We start from the raw sequence: 11,774 nt of genomic DNA, 5'->3' as shown, positions 1-11,774 counted from the left end.
CCCCCGGCACCCTGTCGCCCATGCACGCCTCGGGCATCGGCAAGGCGCTGTTGGCCGAAATGGACGACGCGCGGTTGCAGCGGGCTTTGTCGGGCAAGACGCTCACCGCCTTCACCCCGCACAGCATCACCGATCTGAACGCCCTGCGCGCCGATCTGGAACAGGTCCGCGCGCGTGGGTATGCGGTGGACGCCGAAGAGCGCAACATAGGCATGCGCTGCATCGCGGCCCCCGTGTTCGATATTCACCAAGAGGCGGTGGCGGGCATTTCGGTGTCGGGGCCGACCAGCCGGGTTGGGTTGGGGGATATTGAGCGGCTGAGTGTCGCGGTGCGCAGAGCGGCGGCGGATTTGTCGGCGACGTTGGGGGGTTAGCACCAAACACCAAAGCCCGGAATCGAGGTGCAAAGCACCGCCGGGCAGCGCCCGACCGCCCCATGGGCGGGCGCTTCCTCACCGTCTTGCCTTTCTGCATCCGCACGCCAAAGACGTGAGATAAAGTGCCAGTTACAAGAGTACCGGCGCCCACCCGCGGTCGGGCGCTGCCCTGTGTCGCTCCTAAAACGTTCGCCGCAAATTCATATGCCGGTTCACATCCTTATACAGCAGATACCGGAACCGACCCGGACCGCCCGCGTAACAGGCCTGCGGGCAGAACGCGCGCAGCCACATGTAATCGCCGGCCTCGACCTCGACCCAGTCCTGGTTCAGCCGGTAAACCGCTTTCCCTTCAAGCACATACAGCCCATGCTCCATCACATGCGTCTCGGCAAAGGGGATCACCGCCCCCGGCTCGAACGTCACAACGGTCACATGCATGTCGTGGCGCAGGTCCGACGGATCGACAAACCGCGTGGTCGCCCATTTGCCATCCGTGTCCGGCATCACCGTGGGCGCAATGTCGGCCTCGTTGGTGACAATCACCTCGGGCATCGGCAGCCCCTCGACCGGCTCGAACGCCTTGCGCACCCAGTGAAACCGCAGCATCGCGTCGCTTTCGTTGTGCAGGGTCCAGCCACATTTCGGCGGCAGGAACGCATAGCCGCCGGGCACCATCACATGCACTTCGCCATTCACCCGCAGGGTCGCGGTGCCCTCGACGATGAACAGCACGCCCTCGGCGCCGTCGTCATTCTCGGGCCGGTCCGACCCGCCACCCGGCGCGACCTCCATGATGTACTGCGAAAACGTCTCGGCAAAACCACTTAGGGGGCGCGACAGAACCCACAGGCGGGTGCCCTCCCAGAATGGCAAAAAGCTGGTGACGATGTCGCGCATCGTGCCCTTTGGGATCACCGCATAGGCATCGGTGAACACCGCGCGGTCGGTCAAAAGCTGCTCTTGCCCCGGGTGCCCGCCGGTGGGGGCGTAATATTTCGCTGACATCAGCATCTCCTGTAAGCGTATGAAATTTGGGTCAGTATGGGCCACACCGACTGCCACCGCCATCTGGAAAACGGCGACAGCACCTTTCGGTTTGATTTGACAATCCTCAGGGGGTTATCGGTTTTCCAACTAAATCGCGGCCTCCAACACGACCTTGCTGGCCCGCCCCGCCACGTAAACCTGCGCCACCGCGCGGTCATCACCCAGCATTTGCAGGATGAACAATTCGTCCGACAGACTGCCCGCGCGGTCCATCCGCAGGTCCATCGCCGGTGTCGCACGGGCGTCCAGCACCACCACATCCGCCTCGGTGCCTGCGTCCAGCGTGCCGATCTTGCCTTCCAGCCCCAGCGTCACCGCGTTGCCCAGCGTGATCCAGTGAAACGCGCGCAACGGATGCAGCGCCTGCCCTTGCAGTTGCAGCACCTTGTAGCCTTCATTCAGCGTTTGCAGCATGGAATAGCTGGTGCCCGCCCCCACATCCGTCGCAATCGCATTGCCGATCCCGCGCGCCCTCAGACCCGCATCATCAAACAGCCCGCTGCCCAGGAACAGGTTCGATGTCGGGCAAAACACCGGATGCGCCCCCGTCTGGGCCAGCGCGTCAATCTCGCGCGCCGTCAGGTGGATGGCGTGGCCCAACAGCGCCTTGGGGCCAAGCAACCCGTAGGTCTCATACACATCCAGATAATCCCGCGCCTGCGGATACAATTCGCGGGTAAAGTCGATCTCGGCGTGGTTTTCCGACAGATGCGTCTGCACATAACAATCGGGGTTTTCCGCCACCAGCGCCTGCGCCATCTCCATCTGCGCAGGCGTCGAGGTGATGGCAAAGCGCGGCGTGATCGCATAAGACGCACGCCCCTTGCCGTGCCAATCGCGGATCAGCGCCTGTGTGTCGTCATAGCCCGATTGCGGCGTGTCCATCAGCCCGTCGGGCGCGTTGCGGTCCATCATCACCTTGCCGCCGATCATCCGCATGTCCCGCCGCGCGGCTTCGGTGAAATACGCGTCCGCCGAAGTCTTGTGCACCGAACAATAGGCCACCGCCGTCGTCGTGCCATGCCCCACCAACAGGTCGTAAAACCTGCCCGCCATCGCCGCACTGTGGTCTGGGCTGGCAAAGCGGGTCTCCTCGGGGAACGTATAGCTGTTCAGCCAATCCAGCAGCTGCGCCCCCCACGAGGCAATCACCTGCACCTGTGGGAAATGGATATGCGTGTCGATAAACCCCGCCATCAGCAGATGCGGGCGGTGGTCGATCACCTGCGGCTGCACCGCTTGGGCGGCGACGGCTGTATAATCGCCCGAGGCGACGATCATGCCGCTCTCGATCAGCACCGCGCCGTCCTCACAATACTGGTAGGCAGCGGTGTCCTCCGGTCCGTCAGGTTCGGCGGAAAAGTTCAGCGTGCGGCCCCGCAACAGGGTTTGGCTGGATGTCATGTGTTATGTCCTTGAACGTGAGACCCCCAAGGCGCGCACCTGCGCCTTGGGGCATGTGTCGTGTTATTCCCCCGGCGCGATGCCGGGTGCGTTTTCGGGCAGCGGCATATCCTCGACCGTCTCGTCGCGGTGGAAGATCGGGTAGATAAACAAAAACCCCGCCGCGATCAGATAGCCCACGGCAACACCGCTGAACGCAGGCCAATGCAGGCTGGCCGCGTGGATGATCCCCACCAGCGACATCCCGAACGCCGCCAACGCAAAGCCGCCCGCGTTGCGGAAATTGCCGTCGATGACGCTGGCCACGATGGCGCCCCAGATCAGGCCGGTCAGGATCGCGCCCTGGCTCAGCGCCAGATGCCCGTCGAAATGCGCGCCCTGTTGCAGCAACGCCGCCGTCAACGCCGGATCGCCCAGTTCAGGCAACGCCTGCGCCCCGACCGCGGCCAGCGCCCCCATCATCGCGCCCCATTTGATAACCAGAAACCCCGAGATATGCGGCATCATCGCAATGGTCACAGCCGCCATATGCTCGGTCTTGACCGAATGGGCGGTGTTGGTGATCAGGCTTAGTGCCACGAACACCAGCACGGGTGCTGCGGCGGCCACCGGGATCAAGTTGTTCAGGAACGCCAGCAGGCCAAAGAACACGGCAAAGGGAATGACCAGCCCGACACCAATGATATAACCCGAATGCGCGCCCATCTTTTTGTAAGCCGGATGGCCAATATAGGCCGTCGTCGGAAAGGGCGAGCCAAACAGCGCGCCCACCATCGTACCCACCCCATCGGTCACCTGACAGGTCGCCACCGGATAGGTGTCGCCCGCCGCCTCGGCGCTTTCGACGTTGTTCATGGTTTCGATGAAATTGTAGATCTGCACCGGCACCAGAACCAGAAACAGCTCGGGGTTGGCAAACAGATGCTGGATGCCCACGATCAGGTCGCCGAAATAGGGCAGCGGCGGATAGAACGCGACGCCCTCGAAACTGACGCTGGCCTTGCCCATGCCCAATGCCACCACGGTGCCGACGATCAGCGCCAGCAGACCGGCGGGCATGTTGAACGGCAGCCGAAACCGCCCGACCAGCCCCCACAGGATGATGATCATCGACGCAAAGCCGACATAGGGGTCTTCGAACACCGTGGCCAAGGGCACCGTGCCGATGAACACCAGCGCGATGCCACACAGCGTGCCCAGCATCCCCGCGCGCGGTGTCACACGTTTCAGCAAGGGGCCGACAATGGCCCCCATCGCCGCGACAATACCGCCCATGAACCCCGCGCCGATGCCCACCTGCCACGCCAGCAGCGGGTCATTCGTGGCCCAGTAAATCGGGCCGATCACGCCGAACAGATAGACAAACATCACCGGCGTCGAAATGCCGTAAGGCAGTGCGGTGAAATCCCGCCCCGCCCGCGTGGCGGCGCGTTTGGCCAGCCATGTGTACACCGCAACCCCCGCCATGATCGCCACCGCAGCCCCGGGCAGGATGCGTCCGAACACGATGGCCGCGGGCATGTCGAACACGAACTGGCACACCCCCGCCAGCACGATCAGGTTGATCAGGTTGTCGGTGAACAACGCCCAGAACGCGCTGAAATCACTGCGCGCGAACAGTCTGTAATTGTATGTTTTGCCGTCCATGACGGGCACTCCTCCACTGCGACCGGACACGCACGCCTGATGTCAGGCGGTCCTCCCTGCCCGGTCTGTTTGTGCGCCCCCTCCGGGCGCTTCGTTTTCCCCAAAAGGGGCAGTCGCGGCAGTTTCAGAGGTCAATTCAGCCATCACTTCGGCCACCACAAAGGCCGCAATGACGCTGGGCCGCTTATCGCGGCTGCCGCTTGCCCCGATGGGGCAATTCAAGTTTTCGATGCTTTGGCCGTCGCAATGATCGCGCAGCCAGTTGCGGAATTTCACCCGTTTGGTGGCCGACCCGATCATGCCCACATAGGCCGCGTCGCCCCGTTCCAGCGCCGCCGAGGTCAGCAGAAAGTCCAGCCCGTGATCATGCGTCAGCACGACAAAGGCGCTGCCGGCAGGGGCGGTCGCAATCTCGACCTCGGGGATCATGCTGAACCGCATGTCCACATCCGCGCGACACTGCGCCAGTTCCTCGGGGCGGGTGTCGACCAGCACGCAGTTTACCGGCAAATGCTGCAACTGGTCCGCCAACGCCCGGCCCACATGGCCCGCGCCCATTACGTAAACCGAAGGCAAGGCCGCCTGCGCCTGTTGCGCCTGTTTCAGCGCCGCGCGCCGGTCGCCCTGCCGCATCCGCACCAGCGACAGCTCGACCCGCCCGCCGCAACACTGGCCAATCTCTGGCCCCAGCGGCACGTCCATCACAGCGTTCAGCGCGCCGTCTCTCAGCATCGCACGGGCGCGCTCAATCGCCATATGCTCAAGTTGTCCGCCGCCGATGGTGCCGCACAACGCCTGCGGGGCCACGAACATCTGCGTGCCCGCATTGCGCGGCGACGACCCCCGCACGCGGGTCAGCGTCACGCAGATCACCGACGCATGGGCCGACAGGAAATCAGCAAGCGCGCTCATGGCGTCACGCCCCCGCCCGCAACCGCGCCACCGCCATCAGCACCCGTTCAGGCGTGGCGGGCGCATCCAGACGCGGGCAGACGGTGTAATCCGCCACCGAAGCCACCGCCATCGACAGCGCCTCGAACACCGAAATGCCCAGCATGAAGGGCGGCTCGCCCACGGCCTTGGACCGTTTGATCGTCAGCTCGCGGTTCTCGGACCAGTCGGCCAGATTGACGTTGAAGATGCGCGGCCGGTCGCTGGCCAGCGGGATCTTGTAGGTCGACGGCGCATGGGTGCGCAGCGCGCCCTTGTCGTCCCACCACAATTCCTCGGTGGTCAGCCAGCCCATGCCCTGAATGAACGCGCCCTCGACCTGTCCCTTGTCCAGAACGGGGTTCAGCGACCGGCCCACGTCATGCAGGATGTCGGTCCGCGTGACGCGGTATTCGCCGGACAGCGTGTCAATCGTCACCTCGGAACAAGCCGCACCATAGGCGTAGTAATAGAACGGACGCCCCTTGCCGCTGGCACGGTCCCAATGGATGTCGGGGGTTTTGTAGAACCCTGCCGCCGAAAGTTGCACACGCGCCATGTAGGCCTGTTTGATGAAGCTGTCGAAGGTCAGCGTGTCGGTGCCAACTTGTACAAGATTGGGCAGAAACCGTACATCTTCGGGCGCCACGCCCCATTTCTCGGCGGCGAACGCGACCAACCGCCCCTTGATCTGTTCAACCGCGTTCAGCGCCGCCATCCCGTTCAGGTCCGACCCGGACGAGGCGGCAGTGGCGGAGGTGTTCGGCACCTTTTCCGTGGTGGTTTTGGTGATCTTGATGCGGTCAAAGTCCACCTGAAACGCATCGGCCACAACCTGCGCCACCTTGGTGTTCAGCCCCTGCCCCATCTCGGTGCCGCCGTGGTTCAGCGCGATGGACCCGTCAGAGTAAACATGCACCAGCGCACCGGCCTGATTGTAGTGGGTGGCGGTGAACGAAATGCCGAATTTGACAGGCGTCAGGGCGATGCCCTTTTTCAGAACCTTGGAACTTGCGTTAAAGGCCACAATCTCCGCCCGCCGCTCGCGATAGGCGGCGGCTTCCTCCAGCTCGTCCACCAGCCGGCCAATGATATTGTCCTGCACCGGCTGGTGGTACGGCGTCAGATCCCGCCCCGCATCGCCATAGAAATTCACCTTGCGCACGTCCAGCGGATCGCGGCCCGTGGCGTATGCAATCTCTTCGATCATCCGTTCGGCAGCGACGACACCCTGCGGCCCGCCAAAGCCGCGAAAGGCCGTGTTCGAGACTGTATTCGTCTTCATCGGGCGGCTGGTCAGGCGCACATGCGGGTAGAAATAGGCGTTGTCGGCGTGAAACAACGCGCGGTCGGTCACCGGACCGGACAGGTCCGACGAATAGCCACAGCGCGCGGCAAAGCAGCTTTCGACCGCCTGAATGCGACCGTCGTCGTCAAAGCCCACGTCGTAATCCACCACGAAATCGTGCCGCTTGCCGGTGGCGGTCATGTCCTGATCGCGGTCAGGGCGGATTTTCACCGCGCGGTTCCATTTCTTTGCGGCCATGGCCGCAACCACGCAGAACAGGTTCATCTGGCTTTCCTTGCCGCCAAACCCGCCGCCCATGCGCCGCACGTTCACGGTGACCGCATTGGACGGTACACCCAGCGCATGGGCCACCATATGCTGCGCCTCGGACGGGTGCTGGGTGCTGCAATGCACCACCACGTCGTCATCCTCGCCGGGAATGGCAAAGGCGATCTGCCCTTCCAGATACATATGATCCTGCCCGCCAATGGTGATCCGCCCCTGAAGGCGGTTCGGCGCGGCGGCAAAGCCGTCATCGACCGTGCCACGCTCCAGTTTCAAGGGTGCTGTGACATGGGGGTATCCGGCCTCTTGCGCGGCCCCCACATCCAGCGCGTGCGGCAGAACGGCGCAATCCACCTGCGCCAATTCTGCTGCACGGCGCGCGGCATCGCGGGTGTCTGCGACCACCGCAAACAGCGGCTGGCCGTGGTATTCGATCTTGTCGGTGGGGAACACCGGCTCGTCGTTTTGCCCCGTGGGGCTGATGTCGTTGCTGCCCGGCACATCGGCGGCGGTCAGCACCCCGACCACGCCGGGGGCGGTGCGCACCGCGCTTAGGTCAATCGCGTTCAGCGTCGCGTGCGCCACGTTCGACACGCCCAGGTAAGCGTGCAGCGTGCCTTGGGGCTGGGGGATGTCGTCGGTGTAATCCGCAGACCCCGTCACATGTTTGATCGCACTGTCGTGGATGCGGTCGGTGTGGACCGCGCCGCGGATGGAAAGTTCGTCTTTCATCGCAATACCCTCTCTTACGCTATGGCCAGTTGCACCGGCGCAGCCGTCGCGTCGTCATGTTCCAGAAAGAACCGGCGCAGCAGGTTCTGGGCCGCCAGCATCCGGTAGTCCGCCGAGGCCCGCCAATCGCTGAGCGGGGCAAAGTCCTGCGCCAAAGCCTGTGCCGCCTGCTCAAAGGTCCCCTCGGACCACACCGCACCCCGCAAAGCCGCCTCGGCCTGTGCTGCCCGTTTCGGCGTCGCCGCCATCCCGCCAAAGGCGATCCGCACATCGGTGATCGTATCGCCGTCGCGGATTACACTGATGCCTGCGGCGACCGATGAAATATCCTCGTCCCGCCGTTTCGAGATCTTGTAGGCGGCGTCGATCTGCCCCTGCGCGGGCAGCGGCACGCGGATGCTTTCGACAAACTCGCCCGCCGCGCGGTCCTGTTTGCCGTAGTCAATGAAAAACCGCTCCAGCGGCAGCACCCGCCGCACATCACCGCATCGCAGGGTGATGTCCGCCCCCAGCGCGATCAGCACCGGCGGCGTGTCGCCGATGGGCGAGCCGTTGGCGATGTTGCCACCCACGGTGCCCATATTGCGCACCTGCCAGCCCGCGATGCGGTCCCAATAGGGGGAAAGATGCGGGAAATGGTCCGCGATGGCATCCTGACAGTCGGTGTAACTGGCCCCTGCCCCGATGTGCAGCGCGTCGCGCTTTACCTGCACCGCCTTCAGCGCGTCCAGTTGGCCCATGAAAATCGCGGGGCCAATCGGGCGCAGGAATTTCGTGACCCACAGGCCCACATCGGTCGCCCCGGCGATCAGCGTGGCGTCGGGATACTCCAGCAGCGCCGCCGCCAGATCGTCCACATCCGCAGGCAATATCGCCAGATCATCCGCCGGCCCTGTTACGATCCGCACTCCGTCCCGCAGTGCCGTCAGTTGCGCCGTGACGCTGGCACGCTCGGTGTTCAGATAGTCGGCGGCGGGTGACCCGTAACGGCTGACCGCCACGGCGGCGCGGATGATCGGGGCATAGCCGGTGCAGCGGCACAGGTTGCCTTGCAAAGCGGTTTCCACCTGCGTTTCCGCCGGCTCGGGCACCGCCATCCACAGCGCATAGAGGGACATCACAAAGCCCGGCGTGCAAAACCCGCACTGGCTGCCGTGATGGTCCACCATCGCCTGTTGCACCGGATGCAGCCGCCCGTCGGGGCCGGACAGATGTTCAATGGTCACCACATGACAGCCATCCACCGACGCCAGAAACCGGATGCAGGCATTGACCGGCGCATAGCTCAGACCGTCGGCCCCCAGCCGTCCGACCAGCACGGTACACGCCCCGCAATCGCCCTCGGCGCAGCCTTCCTTGGTGCCGGTCATGCGCCGGTCCAGCCGCAGGAAATCCAGCAAGGTCTGGCTGGCACCCACGTCAGGCACCGTCACCTCGCGGCCATTCAGAACAAAGCGGATGTGGGTGCGGTGTGTCATGGGGGGCCTCCTGTGGGGTGATCCGTCGGCGGTTGGCCGGGCCGGATTTGAGGAACGATACGTCACCCGACTGCACCGAAAAACAGCGCCTTTTGGAAAATACTTTCAACAAAACGTTGATAATGGATCTGCGAAACGGGACTATAAGGGCACCGCCAACAGCCAGGGAAACCGCACCCATGTCCTATATCGAAAGCCTGAAAGTGTTCGTGCGCGTGGTCGAACTGGGCAGCATCACCTCGGGTGGCCGCGACCTGCGGCTGACCCCCGCTGTGGCCAGCAAGCGTATCAAGGAACTGGAAAAACACCTGGGCGTGCGCCTGTTCAACCGCACCACGCGGTCGCTGTCCCCCACCGAGGTCGGGCATGTGTTCTATGACGAGGCAAAGTCGGTTCTGGGCGCGTTAGAGACGGCAGAGGCCAAGGTGGCGAATTATTCCGCCCAGCCACGCGGCACCATCCAGATCACCGCGCCGCTGGGGGCCGGTCGCCGTTTGATCGCCCCGCTGGTGCCGCGATTCGTCGATGCCTTTCCCGAAACACGGGTGCGGATGCGTCTGTCGGATCGCAAGGTGGACATATTGGCCGACGGTCTGGACATCGCGTTTTTCATCGGCACGCCGGGGGATTCAAACATGAAGCTGCGCAAGATCGCGGATTGCGCCCGCGTGCTGTGCGCCGCCCCGCGCTATCTGGCGCAACGGGGCACGCCTGCGGGGCCTGACGACCTGATGGAGCACAACTGTTTGCTGCTGCGCTACCCCCGCTCGCCCGAGTATTTCTGGACGCTGGACACCGCCCAAGGGCCGCGCAAGCTGGAGGTGGCGGGAAAATACGATGCCGATGACGGCGATGTGCTGACCGATTGGGCGCTGGACGGGCGCGGGATCGTGAACAAGCCACGCTTTGATGTGGCGGCGCATCTGGCGCGCGGCGATCTGGTCGAGGTGCTGCCTGATACGCCGCCGGTGCCCATGATCTTTGGGTGTTTGTATCCGCACAAGAAGTTGCAGGACCCGAAGGTGCGGCTGTTCGTCGATTTCGTGGTGAAGCAGTGCGAGGGGCTGTTGCCTGCGGGTTAGCAGTCGAGAATGTGCCCAGAGTGACCCAGCCACACAGGGCAGCGCCCGACCGCGGGTGGGCATCGGAACATCAGTGGCGACCACTTTATTTCTAGTCTTTGGCGTGGGGCAGATGAATCGCAATACGGTGAGGAAGCGCCCGCCCATGGGGCGGTCGGGCGCTGCCCGGCGGCACTGCGTGCCTTGTTCCGGGCTTTGGTGAGTGGCGGCTTAACCCGCCCTAATCCCCCGACGCCGACCGCACCCACGCCACAATCTGACGCCGCGCCTCATCGTCCATCTGCACCGCACTGGGCGGCGGCATCGCGTGGCTTAGCCCCGCCTGCATGTAGATCTGCGGCGCATGGCGTACCACGTCGCTTTTGGTTTCCAGCAGCACGCCCTTGGGCGGCCATTGCAGCCCCTGCCAAACCGGCTCGCGGGCGTGGCACATGGAACAGTTGGAAATCACCGCATCATAGGCCGCGTCAAACCCCTCGGCCGATGCAAACCGCTGTTCGGTCGCGGTCAGGGGCCGCGCCTCGGCCTCCTCATAGGTGTCGTTCATCGACGCCGTGGACAGCCACGCGATCAGGATGAACAGGATCACCGTCACGCCCCACGTCCAGTGCGGCCCCTTGCCGGTGGCGTGCATGGTGTTGAAATAGTGCCGGATGGTCACGCCGGTCAGGAACACAAGGCTGGCGATGATCCAACTGTATTCAGTCGCAAACGACAGCGGGTAATGCGTGGACAGCATCAGGAAGACGACAGGCAGCGTCAGGTAATTGTTGTGGGTCGACCGCAGCTTGGCGATCTTGCCGTATTTGGGGTCGGGCGTGCGCCCTTCTTGCAGGTCTTTGACCACGATGCGCTGGTTCGGCATGATGATGAAAAACACGTTGGCCGTCATGATCGTCGCCGTAAACGCCCCCAGATGCAGCAGCGCCGCGCGGCCGGTGAAAATCTGGTTATAGCCCCAGGACATCACCACCAGGATCACGAACAGCAACAGCATCAGCACGGTCGGCGTTTCGCCCAGCCTGGATTTGCACATCAGATCGTACAGGAGCCAGCCAATCGTCAGCGATCCACCGGAAATCAGAATGCCTTGCCACAGCGCCAGATCGGCCTTGGTCGGGTCCAGCAGGAACAGCTCGCCGCCGACCCAATAGACGATCATCAACAGCGCCGCCCCCGACACCCATGTGATGTAGCTTTGCCATTTGTGCCAGATCAGGTGTTCCGGCATGTTTTCCGGCGCCACCAGATACTTCTGGATGTGATAGAACCCGCCGCCGTGCACCTGCCATTCTTCACCGTTGACGCCAAAGGGCATGTTGGGCGCTTTTTTCAGCCCCAGATCCAAAGCGATGAAAAAGAACGACGCGCCGATCCATGCCATCGCGGTGACAACATGCAACCAGCGGACAGCGAACGCGGCCCAGTCCCACAAGACAGCCAGATCATACATGGCACTTCTCCCTCGATTCCTATGTCCCGCCACTCTAGGCGTTTGGAC

Annotated in this window: 9 protein-coding genes; 2 read left to right on the top strand and 7 right to left on the bottom strand. The window is 63.6% G+C overall.

Features of this window, described 5'->3' with window-relative positions:
• Positions 1–374 (top strand): IclR family transcriptional regulator C-terminal domain-containing protein (locus tag AAC077_RS17955; protein WP_339772549.1); only part of this gene is annotated, 374 nt, incomplete at its 5' end.
• A gap of 183 nt (positions 375–557) precedes the next feature.
• Here the strand turns inward: AAC077_RS17955 and AAC077_RS17950 are convergent.
• The 6 genes from AAC077_RS17950 to xdhA all read right to left on the bottom strand — a co-directional run bounded on the left by AAC077_RS17950 (position 558) and on the right by xdhA (position 9,191).
• Positions 558–1,385, bottom strand: a complete 828-nt coding sequence (locus tag AAC077_RS17950) for a bifunctional allantoicase/(S)-ureidoglycine aminohydrolase (protein ID WP_339772547.1) — start codon at positions 1,383–1,385, stop codon at positions 558–560.
• A 129-nt stretch (positions 1,386–1,514) separates the two neighbouring features.
• Positions 1,515–2,831, bottom strand: a complete 1,317-nt coding sequence (guaD, locus tag AAC077_RS17945; RefSeq protein ID WP_339772544.1) for a guanine deaminase — start codon at positions 2,829–2,831, stop codon at positions 1,515–1,517.
• A gap of 63 nt (positions 2,832–2,894) precedes the next feature.
• Positions 2,895–4,478: a xanthine/uracil/vitamin C permease gene (locus AAC077_RS17940; RefSeq protein WP_339772541.1), complete on the bottom strand. Its 1,584-nt coding sequence runs from the start codon at positions 4,476–4,478 to the stop codon at positions 2,895–2,897.
• 42 nt (positions 4,479–4,520) lie between these two features.
• Positions 4,521–5,390, bottom strand: coding sequence for a xanthine dehydrogenase accessory protein XdhC (gene xdhC, locus AAC077_RS17935; protein ID WP_339772538.1), 870 nt, complete (start codon positions 5,388–5,390; stop codon positions 4,521–4,523).
• 4 nt (positions 5,391–5,394) lie between these two features.
• Positions 5,395–7,713, bottom strand: a complete 2,319-nt coding sequence (xdhB, locus tag AAC077_RS17930; protein WP_339772535.1) for a xanthine dehydrogenase molybdopterin binding subunit — start codon at positions 7,711–7,713, stop codon at positions 5,395–5,397.
• 14 nt (positions 7,714–7,727) lie between these two features.
• Complete coding sequence (gene xdhA / locus AAC077_RS17925; protein WP_339772532.1) at positions 7,728–9,191, bottom strand: xanthine dehydrogenase small subunit; 1,464 nt, start codon at positions 9,189–9,191, stop codon at positions 7,728–7,730.
• Positions 9,192–9,370: 179 nt separating this feature from the next.
• Here xdhA and AAC077_RS17920 point away from each other — a divergent pair, with 179 nt between their 5' ends.
• The gene (locus AAC077_RS17920; RefSeq protein ID WP_339772529.1) at positions 9,371–10,273 is read left to right on the top strand and encodes a LysR family transcriptional regulator; all 903 of its coding nucleotides are present in this window, start codon (positions 9,371–9,373) and stop codon (positions 10,271–10,273) included.
• A gap of 220 nt (positions 10,274–10,493) precedes the next feature.
• Here AAC077_RS17920 and AAC077_RS17915 read toward each other — a convergent pair whose 3' ends face one another.
• Positions 10,494–11,726, bottom strand: coding sequence for a urate hydroxylase PuuD (locus tag AAC077_RS17915; RefSeq protein WP_339772526.1), 1,233 nt, complete (start codon positions 11,724–11,726; stop codon positions 10,494–10,496).
• Positions 11,727–11,774 lie beyond the last annotated feature (48 nt).

The sequence above is a fragment of the uncultured Pseudosulfitobacter sp. genome, assembly GCF_963976325.1.
Classification (GTDB): Bacteria; Pseudomonadota; Alphaproteobacteria; order Rhodobacterales; family Rhodobacteraceae; genus Pseudosulfitobacter.
Note: the sequence above shows the minus strand (reverse complement) of the source record. Positions and strands in the feature narration are given on the sequence as shown.

Coding starts and splice junctions, on each gene's coding strand:
- AAC077_RS17950 (WP_339772547.1), bottom strand. CDS start 1,385: ATGTCAGCGAAATATTACGCCCCCACCGGCGGGCACCCGGGGCAAGAG.
- guaD (WP_339772544.1), bottom strand. CDS start 2,831: ATGACATCCAGCCAAACCCTGTTGCGGGGCCGCACGCTGAACTTTTCC.
- AAC077_RS17940 (WP_339772541.1), bottom strand. CDS start 4,478: ATGGACGGCAAAACATACAATTACAGACTGTTCGCGCGCAGTGATTTC.
- xdhC (WP_339772538.1), bottom strand. CDS start 5,390: ATGAGCGCGCTTGCTGATTTCCTGTCGGCCCATGCGTCGGTGATCTGC.
- xdhB (WP_339772535.1), bottom strand. CDS start 7,713: ATGAAAGACGAACTTTCCATCCGCGGCGCGGTCCACACCGACCGCATC.
- xdhA (WP_339772532.1), bottom strand. CDS start 9,191: ATGACACACCGCACCCACATCCGCTTTGTTCTGAATGGCCGCGAGGTG.
- AAC077_RS17920 (WP_339772529.1), top strand. CDS start 9,371: ATGTCCTATATCGAAAGCCTGAAAGTGTTCGTGCGCGTGGTCGAACTG.
- AAC077_RS17915 (WP_339772526.1), bottom strand. CDS start 11,726: ATGTATGATCTGGCTGTCTTGTGGGACTGGGCCGCGTTCGCTGTCCGC.